The following is a 23,926-nucleotide window of genomic DNA, read 5'->3' as shown; positions in this document are numbered from 1 at the left end:
CTTATTGTTCTGTCAGCGGGCGTACGTGTACGCCGCTTTCGAGACGCGCCAACTGCGCGTCATCGCTGATGCCGAAACCAATCTGCGTGACGGCCATGGCGGCAATCGCCGTGGCCCGGCGCAGGGTGTGCTCCGGCGCATCGCCACTGAGCACACCGTGCAGCATCCCGGCCAGCAGCGAGTCGCCGGCGCCGACGGTACTGGCGACCGTCACCTGTGGCGGCTTAGCATGCAGTGCCCCGGCCGGGCTGTACCAGCTCACGCCGGCGGCACCGTCGGAAACCACCACATGCTCCACGCCCTGCTGATGCAACTGACTGATAGCGTCCGTGGCATTTCCCAAGGCTTCGGCCAGCTCTTCGGTGTTGGGTTTGACCATCCACGGGCCAGCCTTCAAGCCGGCGCGCAGCGCTTCGCCACTGGTGTCCAGGGCGACTTTCAAACCGAGTGCCTTGAGTTCCTCGAGCAAGCCCTGAAACCACTGCGGGCTGACGCCGCGCGGTAAGCTGCCGGCCACCACCACCGCATCGAATTCAGGGCCGATCATCGCCACCCTCTTGAGCAGTTCTCGTTGCGCCTGCTCACTCACCACAGGCCCCGGCGCATTGATGTCGGTAACCCGGCCGTCTTGTTCGGCAATCTTGATGTTGCTCCGGGTTTCGCCCGGCACGCGAATGAACGCGTCGCCAAATCCACGACTGGCAATCAGTGCATCAAACGCCTCGGGGTTTGCCGCACCGAGAAAACCACCCACGCTCACGTGATGGCCCAAATCCGCCAGCACCTGCGCCACATTCACGCCCTTGCCGGCGGCGTGGGTGAGCACGGCGTCACTGCGGTTCACTTCACCGGGTTCCAGGCGCGCCAGGCGTACCGTGAGGTCCAACGCCGGGTTCAGCGTCAGGGTCAGAATCCTTGCCATTTACACGGCCTCCACTAGGGCACGCACTTCAGCGGGCGAGCCCACCGCGAGTGCTTTTTGCGCCAGGCCCTGGGCCTCGCTCAGACTGAATTCGCGCACCCGCGCCTTCACTTCAGGAATGCTGCGGGCCGACACACTCAACTCATCCACCCCCAGGCCGATCAGCACCGGCACTGCCAGCGGGTCCGCCGCCAATTCGCCGCACACCCCTACCCATTTGCCATGGGCATGGGCGGCGCGCACGGTGATGTCGATCAGTTGCAACACCGCCGGGTGCAGGCCATCAGCCTGGGCCGACAAGGTCGGATGGCCGCGGTCGATGGCCAGGGTGTACTGGGTCAGGTCGTTGGTGCCGACGCTGAAGAAGTCGACTTCCTTGGCCAATACCGGCGCAAGCAAAGCAGCCGATGGCACTTCGATCATGATGCCCAATTGCAGGTCGGCTACCGGGATTTCCAGGCGCAGGCGCTCGGTCATGTCGCGGGCCGCGCGCCATTCGTCAACGCTGCCAACCATGGGGAACATGATGCGCAACGGGCGGTTGTCCGCCGAGCGCAGCAATGCGCGCAATTGCGCTTCCATGATCTGCGGGCGTTGCAAGGTGAGACGGATGCCGCGCACGCCGAGGAAGGGGTTTTCCTCCTGCGCGATTGGCCAATACGGCAGCGGCTTGTCACCCCCTACATCCAGGGTGCGCACTACCAGTGGGCGACCGCCGAGGCCGTCGAGCACGCGACGGTATTCAGCTTCCTGGGTGGCTTCGTCCGGCGCTTGCGGGTGGGCCATGAAAATCAGTTCGGTACGCAGCAAACCGATGCCTTCGGCACCCTGCTCCACCGCGCTGGCGACACCAGCGCTTTCGCCGATGTTGGCGAATACTTCCACGGCGTGGCCGTCACGGGTCAGCGCTGGTTCATGACGCTGCGCGGAAGCGGCTTGCAGGCGTTGTTCACGGGTGTCGCGCTCAACCGTAGCGCGCTGCAGGGTGGCAGCGTCAGCGTCGACATGCAGGCGACCGCGCTGGCCATCCAGCAGCAACGGCGTACCGGAGGCCAGCAGCAATACGGCGGGCCCTGCACCGACCAGCGCTGGAATACCGAGGGCACGGGCGACGATGGCGCTGTGGGCGGTCGCGCCACCACGGGCGGTGAGGATGCCGGCGACGCGCGAGGGATCAAGCGGTGCAACGTCGGACGGGCCGACTTCGTCCATCACCAGAATGTAAGGTTCGCTTGGCGCCTGAACCGTTTCAACCCCGCACAGTTGAGCCAGCACGCGTCGGCCGACATCACGCAGGTCAGCCGCACGTTCGGCGAGCAAAGCGTCCTGCAAAGACTCCTGCTGCTTGGCGGCGGCTTCGATCACGCTCATCCACGCCGCTTCGGCGCTCTCGCCTTGCTTGAGGCGGGTGTCGACTTCGTCGGTCAGTTCCGGGTCGTCGAGCATTTCCTGGTGAGTGATGAAAATCTCGCGGATAGCCTTGGATTGGCTGCGTTCGATCAGGCCGTTGATATCACCGCGCACCTCGGCCAGTGCGCTTTGCAGGCGCTGGCGCTCAATGGCCGAGGATTCGCCGCGCAGCGGGTAATCGAACGTCTGCTGAACCTGGATATGCGCAGGGCCGATGGCAATGCCTGGCGCCGCGGCGATGGCCTGGATCTGGCTGCCGGCCAGCGGCGCGCTGAGCACCGGCTCGATGTCGAGGATTTCGGGCTGGGCACTCAGGGTCGGCAGCGGCTCGACGTCTTCGCCGAGGCCTTCTTGCACCGCCGCCAACAGCGCGGGCAGCGCATCGCCGGCAATCGTCGGCTCGGCGACAAACTCCAGCACCTGGCCGCGACGCGCGCCGAGGCTGAGCAGTTTGCTCAGGCTTTTCACCGACACGGCGCCCACCGGGCCATCGACGATGCGCACGCGAATATCGCCTTCAAAACTTTTCGCCAGTTGCGCGAGGATCTTCGCCGGGCGCGCGTGCAGGCCGTGGGCGTTGGCCAAGGTGATGCGCGCGCTCGGCCAGTCTGGCGGCAATTCGCCGCCCAGCACTTCAAGCACCGCGCGGCTGCTGGTGGCGCGGCCGAGTTCCTGGCCGCGACCTTCAATCAGCAAGGCACACAAGCGCTCAAGCAACGTCTGGTGGGCTTCACCTAGGCTGGCCAGGCAGAACAAGCCATTGAGCGGCTGGCCGAGGTAACGCATGGGTTTATCCGGCGTGACAAACGCCAGGCCCGGGCGCTTGACCGTTTGCTCGCTGTGCAACCACCACAGGCCATCGCCCAGGGGCAGTGCGTCGACCTGCTGCAGGACGGCGGCGAAACCGTTGCTGACACAGTCGGCCTGGCGCAACAGGCGTGCGCCGCGCCACACCAACTCTTCGAAATCATCGGCGGACACACCCAGGCCGATCATCTGCGCATCCAGTGCCAACTCCTGCGGCGCACCTTGCAGCAGCTTCAGCAAGGCTTCGGCAGTGCCGGCACGGCGCAGGGCCTGGCCCAGGTCGGTTTCGCCGAGGGCACGGGTGAGCAGTTGCAACAGGCGCAGGTGTTCGTCGGATTTAGCGGCAATGCCGATCGCCAAGTACACGATCTGGCCGTCACCCCAGTCCACCCCTTCGGGGAACTGGAGCAGGCGCACACCGGTAGAAAATACGTGGTCACGGGTTTCGGGGGTGCCATGGGGGATGGCAATACCTTGGCCGAGGAAGGTCGAGCCCTGGGCTTCACGGGCTTGCAAACCGCTGAGGTAACCCTCGGCGACCAGGCCGTCGGCCACCAGTTTTTCAGCGAGCAGGTGCAAGGCAGCAGATTTATCCACAGCCACCTGGCCCATGGAAATCTGCTCTACAGTGAGCTCAAGCATGCCGTTCTCCTAGTTAGTGCGGTGGCGCACTAGGTATTGTTTTAAACAAACAGTGTAAGGGGTGTTTATAAATACTGACCGAGCAGTCAATTGGCAGTAGCTACTCAGACGCGATCTTCGTAAAAATACGCTGGCTGAAACGTTTAATCTAGACTTTATGGAAGACTACGCGTTAATTACTCATCCTTGAAGAACCGCTCGGCGCTTGAGCCAGGACATTGGCCGTCCACAGGAATCGGTTACGATTGGACAAAATGTCGGGGCAAGCTCCAAAAAACAAGGAAATCCCGGTTTGAAACTCAGTGATATCGCACGTCTCGCCGGTGTGTCCGTGACCACCGCCAGCTACGTCATCAATGGCAAGGCCGAACAGCAACGCATCAGCAACGCCACCGTCGAACGGGTGCGCGCTGTCGTCGAAGCCCATGGCTTTACCCCCAACCCCCAGGCCGCCGGGCTGCGCAGTCGGCACACGCGCACCTTGGGTTTTATCCTGCCCGACCTGGAAAACCCAAGTTACGCACGCATCGCCAAGCTCCTGGAGCAAGGCGCACGGGCGCGTGGCTATCAGTTGCTGATCGCCAGTTCCGACGATGACGCCGACAGCGAGCGCCAATTACTGCAACTGTTCCGCGCCCGCCGTTGTGATGCGTTGTTTGTGGCCAGTTGCCTGCCGGCCAGCGATGACAGTTATCACGCGCTGCAAGCCAAGGGTTTGCCGGTGATTGCCATCGACCGGGTAATGCGCGCGGATCAATTCTGCTCAGTGGTCAGCGACGACCGCCAGGCGTGCCAGCAATTAACCAGCAGCCTGCTGCAACCACTGCCCAAGCAGATCGTGCTGATCGGCGCACGGCCCGAGCTGAGCATCAGCCAGGAACGTGCCGCTGGTTTCCGTGAAGCGCTCGAAGGCTTTACCGGCGAGGTGATCGTCGAACACGGCGATGCGTTCAGCCGCGACTGCGGCCGGCAGTTGATGGAGCAACTTCTGGGTCAACTGGGGCATTTGCCTGACGCGCTGGTGACCACGTCCTACGTGCTGCTGCAAGGCGTGTTCGATGCGTTGCATGACTTTCCGCTCAAATCACGCCCGCTGCGCCTGGGCACGTTTGGTGACACCCAGTTGCTGGACTTCCTGCCGCTGCCGGTCAACGCCATGGCCCAACAACATCAGCAGATCGCCGAAACCGCCCTGCGCCTGGCCCTGGCCGCTATCGAAGAAGAGCAGTACCAACCTGGTGTGCACGCCATTGGCCGGACGTTCAAGCAGCGTATTCACGAGGCCTGAACGTGGAGTTGATCGACACCCACACCCACCTGGACTTTGCGGATTTCGACAGCGATCGCCGGGACGTCCTCAGTCATAGCCGGGCATTGGGTGTGCGACGCATGGTGCTGCTGGGGGTGTATCAGCAAAATTGGCAGCGCGTGTGGGATCTGGTGCAAGCGGACGAAGGTTTGTTCGCCGCCTTTGGCCTGCACCCGGTGTACCTTGATGAGCATGGTCCCGCCGACCTGTCGGAATTGGGCGACTGGCTGACTCGCCTGCACGGCCACCGGCAACTGTGTGCGGTCGGTGAGATCGGCCTGGATTACTTTCTCGAGCAACTGGACCGCGAACGCCAGCAGAGCCTGTTTGAAGCTCAACTGAAGCTGGCGGTGGACTTCCAATTGCCAGCGTTACTGCATGTACGTCGCAGCCACGCCGCTGTGATCGCCACCCTCAAGCGCATCCGCCTACCCCGTGGCGGCATCATCCATGCGTTTGCCGGTAGCCAAGAAGAAGCCCGCGAGTACATCAAGCTCGGCTTCAAGCTGGGCTTGGGCGGCGCCCCTACCTGGCCACAGGCCCTGCGTATGCACAAGGTATTGGCGCAACTGCCGCTCGACGCGGTGGTGCTGGAAACCGACTCGCCCGATATGGCACCGGCCATGTTCCCCGGCCAACGCAACAGCCCCGAGCACCTGCCAGCTATCTGCACCGCCCTGGCCGAGCGCATGGGTATCAGCCCGCTATTGCTGGCTGAGGCGAGCACACGCAATGCCTGCGAGCTGTTCAATTGGTAGGTTCGGCGTGACCCCTTGCAGGTCCAGCGTTAGCTGTTGGCGGTAACGGGCATAACGCAACGCCAGGAAATGCACCAGCAGCACCACCAGCGAGACGTTGAACTGGCCGATCACACTGATCAGCCCCAGCCACTCCGCGACCAGCACCACAATCAGCACAATACAGGTCAAGACCACCATGCTCGGGCGCACCAAGGCCCAATGGTCCAGGGACTTGAACTGACGCAGTTGCCGGGGGCAGTTCAATCGCAATACCCACTGGCAGTACGGGCAATCGAATGGCTCTTCGATAGCAATGGCATTCAACTGCCAAGGCTTGAGCTCAAAGGTGATGTCGCAATGGGCGCAGTGCCCTTTGATGCCGATTGCAGCGGTCATCGCTGTGCCTCCCCTGAACTTGAAATCGAGTGAAACAATTTTCACCCATTCAGGAGAACAGAAAAGGGACGCCGGAAAATCAGGACAAGCACCACGCCATCCGACGACAAATCCTACGCCCAGGTCTTACACGCGAAACGCACCGATCAATTGCTTCAACTCGATCACCTGCATCGATAACTGCCGGCTCGCCGCTTCGGTCTGATGCGCGCCCTCGGCGGCATGTTCGCCGGCCCGATTGATTGCGACGATGTTCTGGTCGATATCGTGGGCGACAGCCGTCTGTTGCTCCACGGCCGCAGCGATCTGCTGGTTTTGATCGACGATCATGCCCACGGCACCGAGGATATTTTCCAAGGCCTGCTGGACCCTTTCTGACTGCTCAACGGTGCCATTGGCCATTTCATGGCTGCTGCCCATGGCCGTCACGGCGGCCGACACACCGCTGTGCAAGCGGCTGATCATCTGTTCGATTTCCTCTGTGGAGTGCTGCGTACGCCGGGCCAGGGTGCGCACCTCGTCGGCCACCACCGCAAAACCACGCCCCTGCTCACCGGCCCGCGCGGCCTCAATGGCGGCGTTGAGTGCCAGCAGGTTGGTTTGCTCGGCAATGCTCTTGATCACTTCCAACACGCTGCTGATGGATTGGCTGTCGGTGGCCAATTGGTTAATCACCCGCACCGACTGATCGATCTCCGAGGCCAGCCGCGCGATGCTGCCCTGCTGGGATTGCACCAGGCTACGGCCACTGACAGTTTCATCGTTGACGCTGTGGGCACTGCTGACCGCCGCCGCCGCACTGCGTGCGACTTCCTGGGCAGTGGACGACATCTGGTTCATGGCCGTCGCGACTTGCTCAATCTGCGTGCGCTGCCCGGACACCGCCTGATTGCTCTGGGCTGAGACCGTTTCCACCTGGCCGGCTTGGAGCTCGACCTGGCTGACGGTGTGTCCGACACGTTCGATCAAGTCATGGATCTTCGCGACGGTGCCATTGAACACCTGGCCCAGGTCGCCCAACTCATCGCGGCTATCCGCGACAAAGGCGACCGTCATGTCGCCGGCCGCCACCTTGTCCATCATCGCCCCCAGGCGCCGCAGGGTTGTGCGCGTGGAGGCGTAAAACCCTGCGTACAAATAGAAGATCAGCAGGAACACCACCGTCAGGGCCAGGACCAGCACCACCATGTGCGTGCGGTTCTGCGCCAGGCGTTGCTCCAACTGCTGTCCGAGAAATGCCAGCGTGGCGTCGTCCAACTGGTAGGTCTGGGCCATCAACTGGCTGACACCGTCGTAGAAACCCTGCCAGGGCGCGTCAAGGGTTTGCGCCATCACCACCTGCTCTTCAAACAACTCGCTGCCTTGCTTCAAGCTGGCGTTGCTGGCCTTGGCCAGGCCATCGAGTGCGGTGTGCGCCGCCTGGCTGGCGCCCAAGGCATCCTGCAACTTCAAGCCATATTCGGCCTGGAGTTTTTCCAATTGCTGCAACAGTTCGTCAAAGCGCGTACTGGACGATGAATTAAGAAAGCCTTGGCCCAGGGAATACGCACCGATTGCCCGACCTTCACCCAGGGTCTGCGTGACTTGCGGGGTCACGCTGGTGATCAATTCGCTGAGCTGGCGCAGATCGCTCTGGGGGTCGCGGCTCAAACCGGATTGGCTGGCGATGATCTGGCTGAGCATCTGTGCCTTGTTGAGCAACTTACCGATCAGTGCACTTTTGCTCAGCAGCGACGTTTCCTGCTGCTGGGCCTTGAAGGCCGCGATCAACTCGTCGCGCTTGCCGTCAAAAGCGGCGACTTGCTCGGGGTCGGTCGCCATGGCGCTGAGGCTTTGCAGGCGGCTCAGGACACTGTCTTCCAATGCGCTGATCTTGCCCTCAAGGTCGCCGGCCTTGCCGGACTGGCCGAGGGTGGCGTTGATTTGGACTTGGTTGTTGAGGGTTTCCAGGTCGCGGCGCAAGGCCAGGCTGCTGCCGAGTAAGTCGAGGCTTTGCAATTCCACACGTGTGCCCTGGAATTCACGCCACGAATCGCGCACCAGGTAATAGTTGGTCGCCAGCATGGGCAGCAGGAACAGCACGCTGATCAAGCTGAACTTCATGCCGAAGCTCAGGCGGTTCATTAGCGCGACGGCGGGATAGAGCAAGCTCTTCACAGGTGAACTCCCTTTCTTTTATTTTTATTGAGGCGCAGGGCGGCAGTTAGCCAGCATCTGTATAGCTCAATTTGAAAGGGAGTTTTGTAACTTAAGGTTAACGGCAGCGGGGCAGCCGAAAAATAATGTGCCCGCACTCACTCGACTAGGGCAACACTGCCCAGATGGCAAACCCGGCGTACCACAGCACTGCGGCGCGCAGCAGCAGTTCCCATATGCGATCCAGGCTGATGATGCCATCGGCGCCCACCGCCGGTGGCGGGATTTCGGCGGCGACCAGGCCGACTTTTTCCACCAATTGGGCAGCGCTGATGTCCCAGCTCAGCAGTTCGTGCAGCATCACGCGGCCAACCGCGACGAAATTGCCCACCAAGGCAAAGCTGGCCGCCAACAGGCGCACCGGCAGCCAGTCAAACGCGTGGCGCAGTTGCCCGGCGCGCTCAGCGACCAGCGGGTTCTTGCTGTGCTCACTGGCCAGGGCAAGCAGGCGATAGGCCAAGGCAGCCACCGGGCCCAGCAGGAAGTACCAGAAAATCACCGCAAAAAAGCTCTGGTACGCCTGCCACAATAGATGGCCCTGAACGCATTCGAGCAGTTGTTCGCCACTGTCGGCGCTGAGGTTCAGGTCACGTTCGGCCACGTGCTCGGCAGCTTGCAGGTCGCCACGGCGCCAGGCATCGCGAAACGGACCGAGCCCAGCGAGCAGATCACCACGGCCCAGGCTGTAGATCACCACTACCAAGTGCACCGGCAGCGCCAACAGGCCGTATGCCACCGGCTCGAGCACCAGCAGCAACAACGCCAGCAATGCCACCGGCAACAACACCAGCACTATCAGAATCAGCCAGGGACGCTTGCCCATGCTCGGGCTCGATTCCAGCTTGGCCAGTTCGCGCAGCCAACCACCATCGCGCTGCAACCGCTGGCGCAGGGCCGAGAACTTCTCGATCCATACGGCCAGTACCAACACCAGAAAACTCATCGTGCGTGTCCTCCATCCTGCAGGGCGCTGCGAAAGCGCGTCCAATCAAAAGCGGGGCCGGGATCGGTCTTGCGTCCCGGCGCGATATCGCTGTGACCACAAATGCGCTGGGGGGTGATGCCTGGGTAGGCCGCCAGCAATTGGCGGGTCAGGTCGATCAGCGACCCATATTGTGCGTCGGTGAAGGGCTGATTATCCGTGCCTTCCAGCTCTACCCCCAGGGAAAAGTCATTACAGGTTTCCCGGCCCTCGAAATACGAAACCCCGGCATGCCAGGCGCGGTCGAGGCAGGAGACAAACTGCGTCACCGTGCCATCGCGCTCAATCAGAAAATGCGCAGACACCCGTAGGTCGGCAATCCCTTCAAAGTAGGGATGTTCCGTGACATCCAGGCGGTTCTGGAAAAACTCCTGCACTTTACCGGTGGCGAACTGCGCCGGTGGCAAGCTGATGTTATGCACCACCAACAGTGAGATTTCGCCTGCGGGGCGCTCGTTGAAGTTGGGCGAAGGGCAATGACGAATGCCCTGGCACCAACCGCTGGTGGGGTCCAACTGCATACAGGTTCCTTGAACGAGACAACGTATGACCAGTATGCCGCGTTCGACCCTCTGGTTGCGATCACTTGCCGCGATTGAGTTGACGCAGTTTATTCAACACCGCGGCCAGCGCGCGCTCGAACAGGGGGCCGTCGTCCAAGGAATGCAGCGTGCCACGCTTGAACGCCAGCGCCAACTGGCCGGTACTCTTCTCCAGCACCTTGAGCCCCGTGCGGCTGGTGAAAATATACGTGTTGGCCGGTGCCATGATCGCCGTCAGCTTGCACCGCAGTGCGGCGGTCGCGTCCGTGTGGAACACCACCCAGCTACCCACCTTTAGTTCTTGAGCCCTGAGCAAGTCCGGGTCGTTGCCCGGCAGGTCGATGACCGGGGCGGGCGACGTCGCGCTGAGGACAAACGGCTCGCGCACTTCGATCAGATCTTCCAAGCCTTCGGGCGCCTGGACGTGCAAGGCCTGCAAGCGCAGAAAGAATTCACGGGTGCTGAACGGGTCGAACGCGGCACTGGTCAACCCATCGCGCAAGGCCTTGAGCAAGCCAGGCAGTTGCTCCAGCAAATGGCGCCCGGCTTCGGTGTCTTGCTGCAGGCTGACACTCCAGATCAGCTCATCCATGGTGCGCAACGCCGCTTGCCATTGCACCGACTGCTCACCATGCTTGAGACTGGCCAGCAACAACACCTGGCTCCATGCCTGCTGCAGGAACTGCACCACCGGACGCGGCAGGACCTTGCCCAACAACCGTCGATTAAGCACATCGGCCACGCGCTGGCGTACGGCTTCGGTGCGCACGTGTTCAGCTTCGGCATCGCGGGTGTGCTGTTCAAGCAGGTCGCTGCGTCGCCGTTCATCGGCGGTAAACGCGCTGAACTCTGCGAGCAATTGGGGAAAAATCGCCGGGTCTTCGACGAACTCATTGAGCAAACGCTGCACGACCTGCTCGATGCGCAGATAAAGGTGGTCGCGCTGGTCGTCTTCACACGGACTGCTGCCCATGACGGCGGCCGCGATTTCATTGAGCAAGCGTCGTGCCGGGTGACCGGCGCGGCTGAAAAAGCTCTTGTCGAGCAACGCGACTTTCAGCATCGGGATCTGCAGGCGACCGATCACAGCCTTGAAGGCACCGGGCACGGTGAGGTCGTTGAGGATAAATTCGAATAACAGCGCGACCAGGTTGATTACGTCTTCGTCCGCATCCTCTACGACCCGCGACTTACCACTCTTGACGCTGACACGGGTGAGCAACTGTTCAAGCTGGTTACACAGGTCGAAATCGTCCTCGGCCTCAGGCTCCGGCACGTACTGCTGCAAGTGGGACAGCAGGCGTAACAGGTCACGGGTGGAAATAGGCAACGGTTCGGCACTGGCCTCAAGCGTTGGCGCCACGCTGCCACGTACCACTGCGAGTAATTTCTGGAGCGCGGCGAAAGCTTCCTGGCCATTTTCGTCGACGGGCTGATCGGCGGCCGGCGAAGCCTCTTCGCGCGCGTGTTCGCGGGCCGCACGCGCCTCAAGCCGAGGGGACGGTACGGCCTTGAGTTCCGGCAATACGCCGGTCGCGACCAGCAATTGATTGGCTTCGCCATACAACTGGCCGGCGTCACTGAGCACGTATTTTTCAAAGAGCTTGAGCATGATCAGTTTGACGCGAATCTCCACACCGAGGCTGCGTCCCGCCTGCAGGAAAAACTCACACAGCAGCGCGGGCCCCAGCGGGTTCTCACGCTCATCCAGGCGATTGCCCAGTAATGCGCTCAATCGCGCAGTGAGTTGGCCAAGGGCCAGGCCGTCACGGTGTCGCACCCGGCCGAGCATGGCTTCAAGCGCCACGACTTTTTCCAGGGCATCCTTGGATGAACCAGACGGCGCGTCATAGGAAACCACCGGCAACCGTTGCAGCTCTGCCTGCCCCGCCTGGCCCAGGCTGGCGAAGGCTTCAAATAGCTGCTCCAGGAACACGCGCTCAAAATTCTTGCGCTTAAGGCGCAGGTCGCGCATGGCTTCAAAGAAAATATGGTGGTCAAGCATGTTGCGCGACCTGTCGGCCATTTCGAACAACGTGTCATCGGCGTTATCGAACAGTTCCTGCAGCCCTTGCTGCAACTGTTGCACCGCCTTGTCGCGGACCTGCAGCAACACCACCGGAAGTCGGGCGAGCGGCGATGGCGTGGCGTGTGCCTTTTTGATTGGCACCACCTTTCCGTCATTGTGCATCCTGGCCTCCTGAAACGGCGGTATTTGTCTAAACGTCAAAGCTATGACGCCAATTGCAAGGCGCAAGATTATCTTGCAAATGAGGTGGGTTGCGCCAGTAAACTCTGCCATCGCACGGTAAATGAGGGGTGAGCCTGGGTTCAAACGCGCACTGCCCCTATAATCGGGGCACTTTGTTTGTGGAGCCTGTTATGCCGAATCTCCGTCTTGCCGAACTCACCGCCGAAATCGAAGCCAACGTGCGCCGCGCACTGCTGGAAGACATCGGCAGCGGCGACATCACTGCGCAGTTGATCCCGGCCGAACGACTGGCCACCGCCACCATCATCACGCGCGACGCCGCTGTTATCGCGGGTACGGCTTGGGTCGACTCGGTATTCCGTCAGTTGGACCCGCGGGTCGCCGTGCACTGGCAGGTCGCCGACGGTGAACGCGTCAGCCCCAACCAAGCGCTGTTCCACCTGGAAGGTCCGGCACGCTCGCTGCTCAGCGGCGAACGTAGCGCGTTGAATTTTCTGCAGTTGCTGTCCGGGGTCGCGACCCGCGCCCAATTCCTGGCAGATTTTGTCGCCAGTACCCAGGTCAAGCTGCTCGATACCCGCAAAACGCTGCCGGGCCTACGCCTGGCGCAGAAGTACGCGGTAACCTGCGGCGGCTGCCACAACCACCGTATCGGTTTATATGACGCGTTCCTGATCAAGGAAAATCATATCGCCGCCTGCGGGGGCATTGCCCAGGCGATCACGGCCGCCCACAAGATCGCACCCGGCAAGCCGGTGGAAGTCGAAGTGGAAAGCCTGCATGAACTGCGCGAAGCCCTGGCAGCGGGCGCGGATATCATCATGCTCGATGAGTTGAGCCTGGACGATATGCGTGAAGCCGTGCGCCTGAACGGCGGAAAGGCGAAGCTGGAGGCCAGCGGCGGGATCAACGAAAGCACCCTGCTGCCTATCGCAGAGACCGGGGTGGACTACATCTCAATCGGCGCCATGACCAAGGATGTGAAGGCGGTGGATTTGTCGATGCGGCTGAGTATCTAAAACACTCAGAAATGCTTGTGTAGTGAGCGGGCTTGCCCCGCGCGGGGCAAGCCCGCTCACTACACGCTCAGACCACCAAGTTATTCATCTCGCAGTACTCTTCCCAATCGACACCCAGCACCTCGGCCGCCTCTTTGTGCAAGACCAGCCGTGCCGCTTCGAATTCTTCCGGTGTCGAGGTGTACTTGAGGGTCAGCTCCCAAGGCTGAAGGCCTTGGCTCTCGGCCTCGTCCTCGAATGCCCACTGAATCTGATCGCGCTGATCATCGGCGCTCAGGTCCTTGATTTCTTCTTTAAGCTGCGGCGTGTCCTCAAGGTATTTCTTGAGTGCTTCTTCGTGCCGAGCTTCCTGGGTCATTTCAGTCGTGGTCATGTGTGTTCTCTTAGATCGAGGAATGGGGATGCATCTGGGTCATCAAGGTTTGCGCAGATACAAATGAGCGGGCGCGAATGCCGGCTCGTCTGGCCTTCAGAACCATTCTGGGATCAACTGAAAACGTGCTGCCTTTGCTGCCTTTGTTGCCTTTTTGCCCGAGACAGGAATCGAACCTGCGACCTTCGCGTTACGAGTGCGCTGCTCTACCGGCTGAGCTACACGGGCGGTGGGCTAAAGCTAGCACTGCATCGGAAGTCCGGCAACTTACCGGCGTCAACGGGCAATCACACCTTGGGCCCAGAAGCGCGGTTGCAGGAAGGTGTCATGGCCGTCCAGGTACTGCTGCTGCGCTTGCTTGATGTGAGGTACATCGCGCGCGACAATAAAAATCAACAGACCAACGGCCAGCACACTGAGCGTTTTCCAAGCACTCCGGGCCAATGGCAGCTCAGCGGTCGGCGGCGTTCGCCACACATGCAGCGCCATCAACCAGCCCACCACCAGCGCCAGCCAAACCTGGGAGTTGGGCATCACAATCACGCCATCGACCATGGACTGCACCAACGCGCCAACCACCGATGCAAACAGGCATAGCCGCAGCAGGTCCGCACGCTCGGCGCTCAGCGCGCGCTCACGCAATATACCGAATGTGGCCCAGCCGCCTCGCCACGCCAACACCGCGACGCACAGAGCCGATGGCACACCCCATTCACTGGCCCATTGCAGGATGGCCTGGTGGGGGTGAGCGGCAATCCTGTTGGTGATATCGGCAAAATGCATAGGCCCGAAACCCAGCCCTGGCCGCTCGGTGAGCATGTGCCATCCCTGCCACCAGATCGGCCCGCGTCCCGACAACGAGAGGGTGAGGCGATCGCTGGCGCTACTGGCGAGTTCGATCCCCAGGTAATCCGCTAACACCGTAAACACCAGCCAGTACAGCAACAGCCCGCCAAGCACTGCGGCCAGCTGCCACCCCAGCCAGCGCCGACCCCATGGCCCCAACACCGCCAATACCACACCCGCCGCGCCCATGCCAAGCCAGGTGCCGCGTGTGCCGCCACCCATTGCGATCAGCCACCACACGCACAGCAACGCAAACACCGCAACTTTGAGCGAGCGCGAGAGAGTCGGGATCAACAAGGGAAGCGCCAGCAATGGCAGGGTGAACGTCTGGAACTGGCCGTAGAATCGCTTGTTGGAAAAGCCAGAGAGCAGCAAGTCAGGGTCCAGCGTCCGCTCGGCGCTGGCGAACGCGAGTGCGCCCGCATACACGTATTGAATCGACTTGATCAGGCACAGCAGCACCACCACCAGGATCAAGGCGCGATCCAAAGGCTCACCGCCCTGGCGACGCAGCAAGGCAAATGCCACGGCAATCGCACCGCAGCTGACAAATAAAGCCACTTCGGCCAGTGCCCAGAGCGTCTGGTGGGCCAGCGTCGATGACACCAGGCCCAGCCCAATAATCAGCGCCAGGCCCAGGGCGGTAGGCCGGTCTACCAACCGTTCAACGGGGGCGACCAACAGCCCATACAGCACCGCACAAGCCCCGATGGCAATCTGCATCGCCCGCTGTAAGTCATGCCCACTGAACGGTGCACAAATTCCGACAACCAGCAGACACACCACTGCTACCAGAAAAATACTGCCACGCTGCTGTACGGATAAATACATCGGCCACCTCAACTTCCCTGTGGAGGGTTTAGCAGTTATGCACCGTCGGCGCCGCAGCCCTTGGCGATATATTTCGCGTCAGCGGTGGTGGTGCATTTCCAACCAGTGGTGGCGTTGCGCGTCAGGCTGATGGTTTTGCCCAGTACTGGCGCGGGAGCGTCGAGTATTTCGCAACTGATGGAACCCGCGCCCGTCGCCACATCCCCTGCCACATCGATCTTGCAATTGGCGGTTGGGCTGACGCCACCGATCAACGCCAGCGTGGGTACGGTGCCTTGGTTGAGGGTGTCTTCATACCCAGGCTTCAACGCGGTGATTTCAGCCAACCCGGCGGTGAACTTGGCCTTGGCCTGGTGGGTGGTGTACATGGGCAGGCCGATGGTGGCCAAGATGCCGATGATTGCCACGACGATCAACAACTCGATCAAAGTAAAACCTTTCTGACGCATCACTTTCATTCTCCAGAATAGAACTCATGACAAGGCGCTTCCTGCGCCCCGTGTTGTGCAGCGGCGCCAGTGTACTCATCCGCAAGCGCTCAATCGCGCACTGGACGCACATTCTGACATTTTATACTGCGCTGCCAGCCTGCCCGAATCCGTCACCTGACTAAGCTATAAATCTTCGACGACCTCTCTGCGGAACCCTGTCATGGATAACGCTTCAACGCTGTACGCCTGGGAAGGCATCAACCGTAAAGGACGTAAGGTGTCCGGGCAAACCGCAGGGCACAACCCCGCCTTGGTCAAGGCTCAGTTGCGCCGGCAAGGCATCAGCCCAGGCTTGGTGCGCAAGCAATCTGCCGTGTTGCCCAGCTTGGCACCGTCGGTCAAATCGACGGACATCACCCTACTCACTCGCCAGCTGGCCACACTGCTGAAGGCCGGCATTCCTCTTCTGCAAGCCTTCGACATCATCGGCGAAGGCTTCGACAACCGAGCTGTGCGTGAGCAGGTGCAAGGGTTGAAACAGGCGATCGCCGCCGGCTCCAGCCTGGCCGAAGCGTTGCGCAAACAACCGCGCTATTTCGATGAGCTGTATTGCAACCTGGTGGCGGCCGGTGAACAGGCCGGGGCACTGGAAACACTGCTGGAGCGCGTGGCAATACATCGGGAAAAGAACGAGCAATTAAAGGCCAGGATCAAAAAGGCCATGACCTACCCGATCGCCGTGCTGGTGGTGGCCAGCGTTGTCACCGGCGTTCTATTGATCCACGTCGTACCGCAGTTCCAGAACCTGTTTGCCGGGGTCGACGGCAAGCTGCCCGGTTTTACCTTGCAGGTTATCGCTCTGTCCGAGTTCATCCAGAAAGCCTGGTGGATCATGGCGCTGGGCGCTCTTGCGGGAGCTCTGGGATTGCGCCACGCCTATCGTGCCTTGCCTGCTTTTCGTCTATGGCTGGACACCGGTTTGTTGAAAATGCCTCTGGCAGGCAAACTGCTGAGCAAATCAGCCGTGGCTCGCTATGCCCGCACGCTTTCCACCACCTTTGCCGCCGGCGTTCCGTTGGTGCAGGCACTGGAATCGGTGGCTGGTGCTGCAGGTTCAGGACCGTTCAAACAGGCAATCGAACATATGCGACACGATGTATCCACTGGCATGCAACTGAATCAATCCATGGTCGCCAGCGGACTGTTTCCCGCAATGGCGATCCAGATGACGGCCATCGGCGAAGAGTCGGGCACACTGGACTGCATGCTGGAAAAGGTCGCCAGCCATTACGAGGCCGATGTGGACAACTTGGTCGACAACCTCACCAACCTTATGGAACCGCTGATCATGGTGGTATTGGGGGGTATCGTTGGCGCGCTGGTGATCGCCATGTACCTGCCGGTCTTCCAGTTGGGGAGCGCCTTTTGAGCCTGCTGCTGGGTGAACACCCATTGGCTTTTGTCGTGATGGCATTGGTATTGGGGCTGGTGATTGGCAGTTTTCTCAATGTGGTGGTGTGGCGCCTGCCGAAAATGCTCGAGCGTGAATGGCGCGCCCAAGCCCATGAAGTGCTCGGTTTGCCCGCTGAGCCTGCCGGGCCGACTTACAATTTGATGCATCCCAATTCCTGCTGTCCGCACTGCAATCATCCGATACGTCCCTGGGAAAACATCCCGCTACTCAGTTATCTGCTTCTCAGAGGCCGTTGCGCCCAGTGCCAGGGCGCGATCAGCGCCCGCTATCCACTTACAGAACTGGCGTGCGGGCTGATCTCGGCCTGGGTGGCCTGGCATTTCGGCTTTGGCTGGCAGGCGGGAGCGGTGATGGTGCTGAGTTGGGGATTGTTGGCGATGAGCCTGATCGATGCAGACCATCAACTGTTGCCCGATGTACTGGTCATGCCGTTGTTATGGCTGGGTCTGATCGTCAACGGGTTGGGCCTGTTGACGACATTGCCGGACGCCCTGTTGGGCGCGGTGATCGGGTATATGAGCCTATGGAGCGTGTTCTGGCTGTTCAAGTTGGTCACTGGCAAGGACGGCATGGGGCACGGCGACTTCAAGTTACTGGCGCTGCTCGGCGCCTGGGGTGGCTGGCAGATCCTGCCGATGACGCTGTTGATGTCGTCCCTGCTTGGGGTGTGCGTAGGCTTGATCCTGATGCGTCTGCGCAAGACCCAGGCATCGGCGCCCATGCCGTTTGGTCCGTATCTGGCAATTGCCGGCTGGATTGCATTGCTCTGGGGTGGTCAAATAACCGACTTCTATTTGCAGTCTGTCGGTTTCAGATGACCACTTCTGTTGCAGCACCCTGGATTCTCGGCCTCACCGGCGGCATCGGCAGCGGCAAAAGCGCCGCCGCCCAACACTTTATTAACCTGGGTATTGACCTGGTGGACGCCGACCACGCCGCCCGCTGGGTGGTCGAGCCTGGCCGGCCGGCACTGGCGCGCATCGCCGAGCACTTTGGTGCCGGCGTGCTGCAGCCTGACGGCCAGTTGGACCGCGCTGCATTGCGCAAGCTGATCTTTGAAGTACCCGAAGAGCGCCGCTGGCTCGAAGCCTTGCTACACCCGTTGATTGGCGAGGAGATTCGCAACCACCTGGCGCGCGCGCAGTCGCCTTACGCAATCCTGGTATCGCCGCTGCTGGTTGAGTCAGGCCAGAACAGCATGACCCAACGCATCCTGGTGATCGACGTGCCGCAATCGCTGCAGATTCAGCGTACCCTGCAGCGCGACGGCATCACCGAACAACAGGTACAGGCAATCCTCAAGGCGCAGTCAAGCCGTGAAGACCGCCTGAACCATGCCGATGACATACTGGTCAACGACAAGGACCTCGCCTGGCTGCACAGCGAGGTCGAGCGACTGCACCACTTTTACCTTACTTTGCGTGGAGGCCGAACATGAGCCAACCCTTGACCGTCGATTGCCCAACCTGCGGCGCACCCGTGGAATGGAAAGCGACCAACCTCAACCGGCCGTTCTGCTCGGACCGTTGCAAGCTCATCGACCTCGGCGCCTGGGCGGCCGAGGAACACAAAATCCCGGTGGCTCCGGATGCAGAAGACGAGCTGTTTTCCGAAGACCTGCCGCCGCGCCATTAAGGGCGCATAAAGGCATATTCCTGCTGGTCGTCGAGGTTCTCTGCAAGGTATTGCAGCTCGTCGGCCAGGTCTTCAAAGCTGCGCACCCCCTTGCTCTGCTGCACCACCGCACTGAGCATGGCACGCAGGGTCAAGCCTGGGTCAAAACCGATTTCCTGTGCCGCATCCTGGCTTCTGCGCAACTCCTGCCGTGCCCACTCGTACACACTCATGATCGTGCTCCCGCCTTGCCTAGGACAATTTCGCAGAGCATGGGCCTGCTCGGCTAGGCGGGATTTGATCTGGGTCAACGCTGTGAGTCGTCGTCCTTCCAGGGCGCCGAGAGGTAGCGAGTACGGTTGAAGGTCTCCAGCCATTCCGGGCAAAACACCACCAACGCGCTGATGACCATGCCGTTGATAAAGGCCTCTGGAAAGATGATCAACCACAGATAACCGACGAAATCCTCCAGCCATTCCGGCATGGCAAAAAGACCGTCGAACCACAACAGCCCAAGCCCGAACAACAGGCAGAGCAACGCCGACAGTGCGGCGGCAAAAAAGCCGGAGCAGAAAATATACACAAAGGGATTGCGCGGCTGCGCACGCTCGACCAGCAATGCGCAGCCCTCGGTAACCAGCACTGGCAGCCCGATAAGCAGCAAGCCGTTGACACCAAGGGCGGCCAGGTCCTGGCGCCCCAACAACATCAGGCTCACCTGGGCAGCAAAGCCGCCGACGATCGCCAGTGGCCAATCCAGCAGCAGGGTGACGGCAGTCATGCCGATAAAGTGGTAAGACACACCGGTATCGAAATCCCGCCGTACCAGCCACAGCATGAACAACGCGAACACCGTGCCAAACAGCAAATGCTGACGTCTGCGGTCGGCAAACAACTCGACCCATGGCGAACGCAAGATTGCCCACAGCACCACCGGCGCGTACAACAGCCAGCCGATGCCAAGGGTTTGCGGCGCCAACACGGCCGCACTGATCACGGCTTCACCTGCTCCAGGGCTTGGCGCAGCTCAGCGCCAGAGCTGTATTCGCGTTGCGCGACCAGCTTGCCGTTATCCAGTTGCAGCCACAGCACCTTATCCACAGGGCCCGGATAACGCGGCGCGATGCGCGCGTCACGGTCCAGCATGACCCGGTAGTTATAGGACTGCATGGCCGGCACTGCGAACAGTTTGGCGATCAGTCGGGGCATGCGCTGGATATCGGCGACAAACACCCCGCGCCTTGCCTCCAGATACCCCTTGGGCTGCCCTCGCAATGCCGCATCCACCCATTTGGCGGCGTCCATGCTGCGCGCCACCAGCAAGATCTGCGCCTGGTCATTCAGGGTGTAGGGCTGGTCGAATTGATCCAGCAACGTCCAGGGCGCCAGGCGCTCACCCACTTCAATGGCCTGGGACCACACGGGAAAAAGGCTGAGCATCAGCAACACTAAAAACTTCACTACGCACTCCTAAAGTTCGATTTGACGATCGAGTGGCCAGTCTACACCGAGCTTTTACAGCGGGACTTCCTGCGGTCATGATTTGAGCGCTAAGCTGCTAGCTATGGATGACTCAGATTACTTGCGTCTGCTCACCGTGGCGGCCGAACAAGCCAACGCTTTCCTGTCCAATGCCCGCAAGTGGGAGCGTGAGCGTTGGGTGTGCCAGCGCCTGCTGCAAGGCTTGAACGTGCCCTACCGGACTGAAGAGTTTCACGCCGCGGGGCAAGAACCGCCGGACGTGCTGTTTCGCGACGCCAGTTTCGAAGTGTTTTTTGTACTGGATGAAGGCCGTCGCCTGAACGACGAATGGCGTGACGAGTTGCTGCGCCGCCGCAGCGCTTTCTCCCTGAGCCAACTGGTACGACGTGAAGCCAAGCCGCGACGCATTCCGGCCCATGAGTTTTTAATGCGCCTGGCGCCCACGCTGCGCAAAAAGGCCCACAACTATAAAGAGCGCGGCATGGACCTGGGGGAGCTGGATATCGTCGCTTTCTCCAGTCTCAAGCGCGAAGTGCTCGACCTTAACAGCCACTTCCCGCCACCGACGGAATACCTACGCCAGGGCTGGCGCTCGCTGTCACTGGTGGGGCCGACCTTTGCACGGGTGCTGTTCGCACACCCGGACGCGCCGGATTTCTTGCGCAACAACCTGGGCCGCAGCATAGTGTTCGACGTGGGCATCAGCCTCTGAGCCCCCGGACTGTAACGTGGCGCCCTTTTGCAACGTCTACCTGACGAGGCCTTTATGACCAGCCGCCTGAACCCCGATGACCAACAGCATGTCGAAGAGTATCTGCAACTCTCCCAACACCGAGTCGAGCGCAAGCCTTTCCGGCCATGGCTGCTCCTCTGTGTGGTGCTTGTAGTGGTGATCGGCCTCGGCCTGTTGAGTCGCCTTTTGAGTTACCTGACGCTATGAGCTGCCTGGCGCTCGCGGGGGTAACCGCTCAGATTTCTTTTAGCCTTGCGAGATATCCCCATGACCCATCGTATTATTATCGTCGGCGGCGGCGCCGGCGGCCTGGAGTTGGCTACCCGCCTGGGTAAGACTCTGGGCAAGCGTGGAACCGCCAGCATCACGCTGGTGGACGCCAACCTGACCCATATCTGGAAGCCCTTGCTGCACGAAGTGGCCGCAGGTTCGCTGAACTCTTCGGAGGACGAACTCAATTATGTCGCCCAGGCCAAATGGAACCACTTCGAGTTCCAACTAGGGCGCATGAGCGGGCTTGACCGTGAACAAAAGAAGATCCAGCTCGCCGCCACGCTTGATGAAGAAGGCCGTGAGCTGGTGCCCGCACGCGTGCTCGGCTATGACAGCCTGGTGATCGCGGTCGGCAGCACCACCAATGACTTCGGCACCGAAGGCGCAGCGCGACACTGCCTGTTCCTCGACACCCGCAAGCAGGCCGAGCGCTTCCACCAGCAATTGCTCAACCATTACCTGCGCGCCCATGCCGGGCAGACCGATGTGGTGGAAAAAATCAGCGTCGCCATCGTCGGCGCCGGTGCGACCGGCGTCGAACTGGCCGCAGAGCTGCATAACGCCGCCCATGAGTTGGCCGCCTATGGCCTGGACCGCATCAAGCCGGAAAACATGCACATCACCCTGATCGAAGCCGGGCCACGGGTGTTGCCTGCCCTGCCGGAGCGTATCGGCGGGCCTGTGCATAAAACCCTGGAAAAGCTCGGAGTGACGGTGCTGACTAACTCGGCGGTCAGTGAAGTGACGGCCGACGCCCTGATCACCAGCAGCGGCCAAGTGATTCCAGCCAGCCTCAAGGTGTGGGCCGCTGGCATTCGCGCACCAGGTTTCCTCAAGGATATCGACGGCCTGGAAACCAACCGTATCAATCAGCTGCAAGTGTTGCCGACGCTGCAAACCACACGCGACGAAAACATCTTCGCCTTTGGTGACTGCGCTGCTTGCCCACAAGCGGGCACCGACCGCAACGTACCGCCAAGGGCCCAGGCGGCTCACCAACAGGCGTCGCTGCTGGCAAAATCGCTGAAGCTGCGCATTGAAGGCAAGGACCTGCCGTCGTACAAGTACACCGACTATGGATCGCTGATTTCGCTATCGCGGTTCTCGGCGGTGGGCAACTTGATGGGTAACCTCACTGGCAGCGTGATGCTGGAAGGCTGGTTGGCGCGGATGTTTTACGTGTCGCTGTACCGGATGCACCAGATGGCGCTGTACGGTTTCTTCCGTACGGCGATGCTGATGCTGGGCAGCAAAATCGGCCGAGGCACCGAGCCACGCCTGAAATTGCACTAACAACACGACCCCGGATGGGATCTGGTAAACGTGGGAGCCCGCTCCCACATTTACTTTGCGCGGAGTCAGGATATGCGCGCAAAAAAAAATCCCCGCATCTTTCGACACGAGGATTTTTAATATGGTCGGGGTAAGGGGATTCGAACTCCTGACATCCTGCTCCCAAAGCAGGCGCGCTACCGGACTGCGCTATACCCCGGTAATAAAAAGGCGACCTTTCAGTCGCCTTCTTCGATCACCGCCATCTTAAATATAGGAAAGTGCTGTCCGGCAAAGAAGGGTAGAAGTTCACTTGATCAACCCTGTTCTTTAGCCCTGCCTGTGCTGTACTCATGCGCGGTCCTTAGGTTACAAGGCCAGTTCCGCTTCACGTTTTGCGATGGCGTCCTCCAACTCCGGTGATCGCTTGGCCCATTGCTCGGGTGGTAGCGGCCTGGACCATTCGATGATGTCGGGGTAAAGCAGATCAGGCGGGTAAGACAATTTAAAGTTCTGCAATTTTTCCGCGAAATAGGTTCCCAAAATCGTAATGCAGAATATCCCCCATACAACACCTATCAGGTCGCCCTTACGCAGATCGATGACGAGCGATCCGATTTGCGTTTTCTCATATGGGGCAATGCCTACTCGGCTATCAGGTACGGCGTCCGGCCCTATTTCCATGTAGCTACGTGTGCACTCCCACAACGCCATGGCCGTGGTACCACCGCCACAATTGAAGCCAAAGTAAAAATGCTTGTTATCGTCCTTGGCCTGCGGGTCAGGATTCTCAAAGCCAATGATCAATAAGCCCATAGTAGCTTTACCCGCCTGACTCACCGACGACTGCTGCGTGGCCGCCGCCGTCACGCTTTCCCAGGGGACAATCCAGTACTCGCCATCCTCTCGTGGCACGCACACCTCACGGCGTTGCCGATTAAAGCGCACCGGCAATGGCACATCGCGAAACAGTCCCTGAATCACAAAGAAGATAGGGATGCCCATGATGATTAACGCGCCGCCCCACATTAGAGGGTCAGGAGTGATGTAACTCATTAATAAAAACAACATCACCCCTGGCCAGATCACCATCACTGCCGAGCCGATGCTGTAGTTGCCGATATCGAGATACACCTCGTTCTTTCGCCAAATAGTGTTGAGCACATCCGAGGGTTTTTCACCGGTGGGAATGGGCAACGGCGCTAAATAGTCATTGCGCAAAAACAGCCGTTTTTTCGTGGTGCCTGCCGGTGGCGTACTCATGCGCGGTCCTTGGGTTGCACGGCCAGTTCCGCTTCACGTTTTGCGATGGCTTCTTCCAACTCAGGGGAGCGCTTGGCCCATTGCTCCGGTGGCAGTGGTTTGGACCATTCGATGATGTCGGGATAGGGCAGGTCTGGCGGCGGGTACAGCTTTTTCC

General features: G+C 60.5%; 24 protein-coding genes and 2 tRNA genes. 10 read left to right on the top strand and 16 right to left on the bottom strand.

Annotated features, from left to right (window positions below):
* Window position 1 precedes the first annotated feature (1 nt).
* Together pfkB and ptsP are read right to left on the bottom strand one after the other, a co-directional pair.
* The gene (gene pfkB, locus AACY44_RS04175; RefSeq protein WP_339417424.1) at window positions 2–922 is read right to left on the bottom strand and encodes a 1-phosphofructokinase; all 921 of its coding nucleotides are present in this window, start codon (window positions 920–922) and stop codon (window positions 2–4) included.
* Complete coding sequence (ptsP, locus tag AACY44_RS04170; protein WP_339529847.1) at window positions 923–3,781, bottom strand: phosphoenolpyruvate--protein phosphotransferase; 2,859 nt, start codon at window positions 3,779–3,781, stop codon at window positions 923–925.
* Between the two features lie 292 nt (window positions 3,782–4,073).
* Between ptsP and cra the strand changes: the two genes are divergently transcribed.
* Both cra and AACY44_RS04160 read left to right on the top strand, forming a co-directional pair.
* On the top strand, window positions 4,074–5,069 hold the full coding sequence (gene cra / locus AACY44_RS04165; RefSeq protein WP_339417419.1) for a catabolite repressor/activator: 996 nt from the start codon (window positions 4,074–4,076) through the stop codon (window positions 5,067–5,069).
* Window positions 5,070–5,071: 2 nt separating this feature from the next.
* Window positions 5,072–5,848, top strand: a complete 777-nt coding sequence (locus AACY44_RS04160) for a TatD family hydrolase (RefSeq protein ID WP_339417417.1) — start codon at window positions 5,072–5,074, stop codon at window positions 5,846–5,848.
* Here the strand turns inward: AACY44_RS04160 and AACY44_RS04155 are convergent.
* From AACY44_RS04155 to AACY44_RS04135, 5 genes are all read right to left on the bottom strand, one after another.
* Window positions 5,795–6,226, bottom strand: a complete 432-nt coding sequence (locus AACY44_RS04155; RefSeq protein WP_339417415.1) for a hypothetical protein — start codon at window positions 6,224–6,226, stop codon at window positions 5,795–5,797. The two genes, AACY44_RS04160 and AACY44_RS04155, sit on opposite strands and share 54 nt — an antisense overlap.
* A 126-nt stretch (window positions 6,227–6,352) precedes the next feature.
* Window positions 6,353–7,057 (bottom strand): methyl-accepting chemotaxis protein, encoded by a 705-nt coding sequence (locus AACY44_RS27640; RefSeq protein ID WP_445261927.1) that lies wholly within the window; start codon window positions 7,055–7,057, stop codon window positions 6,353–6,355.
* A gap of 1,471 nt (window positions 7,058–8,528) precedes the next feature.
* Window positions 8,529–9,365 (bottom strand): regulatory signaling modulator protein AmpE, encoded by an 837-nt coding sequence (ampE, locus tag AACY44_RS04145; protein ID WP_339417413.1) that lies wholly within the window; start codon window positions 9,363–9,365, stop codon window positions 8,529–8,531.
* Entirely contained in the window at window positions 9,362–9,925 is a 564-nt protein-coding gene (gene ampD / locus AACY44_RS04140) for a 1,6-anhydro-N-acetylmuramyl-L-alanine amidase AmpD (protein WP_339417412.1), read from the bottom strand. The genes ampE and ampD overlap by 4 nt, the downstream gene beginning before the upstream one ends.
* 61 nt (window positions 9,926–9,986) lie before the next feature.
* Window positions 9,987–12,137 carry a DUF1631 domain-containing protein gene (locus AACY44_RS04135; protein WP_339417410.1) on the bottom strand — a complete coding sequence of 717 codons (2,151 nt, stop codon included), beginning with the start codon at window positions 12,135–12,137 and terminating at the stop codon, window positions 9,987–9,989.
* Between the two features lie 191 nt (window positions 12,138–12,328).
* On the opposite strand from AACY44_RS04135, the gene nadC reads away from it, so the two are divergent.
* Window positions 12,329–13,177 carry a carboxylating nicotinate-nucleotide diphosphorylase gene (gene nadC, locus AACY44_RS04130; RefSeq protein ID WP_339417409.1) on the top strand — a complete coding sequence of 283 codons (849 nt, stop codon included), beginning with the start codon at window positions 12,329–12,331 and terminating at the stop codon, window positions 13,175–13,177.
* A 67-nt stretch (window positions 13,178–13,244) separates the two neighbouring features.
* Here the strand turns inward: nadC and AACY44_RS04125 are convergent, their stop codons facing one another.
* The 4 genes from AACY44_RS04125 to AACY44_RS04110 form a co-directional block, all read right to left on the bottom strand.
* Entirely contained in the window at window positions 13,245–13,550 is a 306-nt protein-coding gene (locus AACY44_RS04125) for a DUF6388 family protein (RefSeq protein WP_339417407.1), read from the bottom strand.
* Between the two features lie 155 nt (window positions 13,551–13,705).
* Window positions 13,706–13,778 (bottom strand) — tRNA-Thr (locus tag AACY44_RS04120).
* Window positions 13,779–13,826: 48 nt separating this feature from the next.
* The gene (locus tag AACY44_RS04115) at window positions 13,827–15,227 is read right to left on the bottom strand and encodes an O-antigen ligase family protein (RefSeq protein WP_339417405.1); all 1,401 of its coding nucleotides are present in this window, start codon (window positions 15,225–15,227) and stop codon (window positions 13,827–13,829) included.
* A gap of 35 nt (window positions 15,228–15,262) precedes the next feature.
* On the bottom strand, window positions 15,263–15,676 hold the full coding sequence (locus AACY44_RS04110; RefSeq protein ID WP_339417595.1) for a pilin: 414 nt from the start codon (window positions 15,674–15,676) through the stop codon (window positions 15,263–15,265).
* Between the two features lie 202 nt (window positions 15,677–15,878).
* Between AACY44_RS04110 and AACY44_RS04105 the strand changes: the two genes are divergently transcribed.
* From AACY44_RS04105 to yacG, 4 genes are read left to right on the top strand one after another with little or no spacing between them, the layout of a single operon-like run.
* Window positions 15,879–17,087, top strand: a complete 1,209-nt coding sequence (locus AACY44_RS04105; protein WP_339417403.1) for a type II secretion system F family protein — start codon at window positions 15,879–15,881, stop codon at window positions 17,085–17,087.
* Window positions 17,084–17,950 carry a prepilin peptidase gene (locus tag AACY44_RS04100; RefSeq protein ID WP_339427178.1) on the top strand — a complete coding sequence of 289 codons (867 nt, stop codon included), beginning with the start codon at window positions 17,084–17,086 and terminating at the stop codon, window positions 17,948–17,950. Before AACY44_RS04105 ends, AACY44_RS04100 begins: the two co-directional genes overlap by 4 nt.
* Window positions 17,947–18,570, top strand: coding sequence for a dephospho-CoA kinase (gene coaE / locus AACY44_RS04095; protein WP_339417400.1), 624 nt, complete (start codon window positions 17,947–17,949; stop codon window positions 18,568–18,570). The genes AACY44_RS04100 and coaE overlap by 4 nt, the downstream gene beginning before the upstream one ends.
* On the top strand, window positions 18,567–18,767 hold the full coding sequence (yacG, locus tag AACY44_RS04090) for a DNA gyrase inhibitor YacG (RefSeq protein WP_003188437.1): 201 nt from the start codon (window positions 18,567–18,569) through the stop codon (window positions 18,765–18,767). The genes coaE and yacG overlap by 4 nt, the downstream gene beginning before the upstream one ends.
* Here yacG and AACY44_RS04085 read toward each other — a convergent pair.
* The 3 genes from AACY44_RS04085 to AACY44_RS04075 form a co-directional block, all read right to left on the bottom strand.
* A complete protein-coding gene (locus tag AACY44_RS04085; RefSeq protein WP_003171680.1) occupies window positions 18,764–18,979 on the bottom strand; it encodes a hypothetical protein in 216 nt (71 codons plus the stop codon). The genes yacG and AACY44_RS04085 overlap by 4 nt on opposite strands.
* Before the next feature lie 74 nt (window positions 18,980–19,053).
* Window positions 19,054–19,743 carry an energy-coupling factor ABC transporter permease gene (locus AACY44_RS04080; protein ID WP_339417399.1) on the bottom strand — a complete coding sequence of 230 codons (690 nt, stop codon included), beginning with the start codon at window positions 19,741–19,743 and terminating at the stop codon, window positions 19,054–19,056.
* Window positions 19,740–20,207, bottom strand: coding sequence for an FAD/FMN-containing dehydrogenase (locus AACY44_RS04075; protein ID WP_339529844.1), 468 nt, complete (start codon window positions 20,205–20,207; stop codon window positions 19,740–19,742). The genes AACY44_RS04080 and AACY44_RS04075 overlap by 4 nt, the downstream gene beginning before the upstream one ends.
* A gap of 103 nt (window positions 20,208–20,310) precedes the next feature.
* On the opposite strand from AACY44_RS04075, the gene AACY44_RS04070 reads away from it, so the two are divergent.
* The 3 genes from AACY44_RS04070 to AACY44_RS04060 are packed head-to-tail and all read left to right on the top strand — an operon-like array spanning window position 20,311 to window position 22,527.
* Window positions 20,311–20,940 (top strand): DUF1780 domain-containing protein, encoded by a 630-nt coding sequence (locus tag AACY44_RS04070; protein ID WP_339417397.1) that lies wholly within the window; start codon window positions 20,311–20,313, stop codon window positions 20,938–20,940.
* A gap of 54 nt (window positions 20,941–20,994) precedes the next feature.
* The gene (locus AACY44_RS04065) at window positions 20,995–21,168 is read left to right on the top strand and encodes a DUF3094 family protein (RefSeq protein WP_339417395.1); all 174 of its coding nucleotides are present in this window, start codon (window positions 20,995–20,997) and stop codon (window positions 21,166–21,168) included.
* 60 nt (window positions 21,169–21,228) lie between these two features.
* The gene (locus AACY44_RS04060) at window positions 21,229–22,527 is read left to right on the top strand and encodes an NAD(P)/FAD-dependent oxidoreductase (protein ID WP_339417394.1); all 1,299 of its coding nucleotides are present in this window, start codon (window positions 21,229–21,231) and stop codon (window positions 22,525–22,527) included.
* Window positions 22,528–22,649: 122 nt separating this feature from the next.
* Here AACY44_RS04060 and AACY44_RS04055 read toward each other — a convergent pair.
* Window positions 22,650–22,726 (bottom strand) — tRNA-Pro (locus AACY44_RS04055).
* Window positions 22,727–22,875: 149 nt separating this feature from the next.
* Complete coding sequence (locus AACY44_RS04050; RefSeq protein ID WP_339437863.1) at window positions 22,876–23,769, bottom strand: hypothetical protein; 894 nt, start codon at window positions 23,767–23,769, stop codon at window positions 22,876–22,878.
* Window positions 23,770–23,926 lie beyond the last annotated feature (157 nt).

This window comes from Pseudomonas sp. RA_15y_Pfl1_P11, from assembly GCF_963970975.1.
Taxonomy (GTDB): Bacteria; Pseudomonadota; Gammaproteobacteria; order Pseudomonadales; family Pseudomonadaceae; genus Aquipseudomonas; species Aquipseudomonas tritici.
This window is presented reverse-complemented; position numbering and strand designations above follow the sequence as displayed.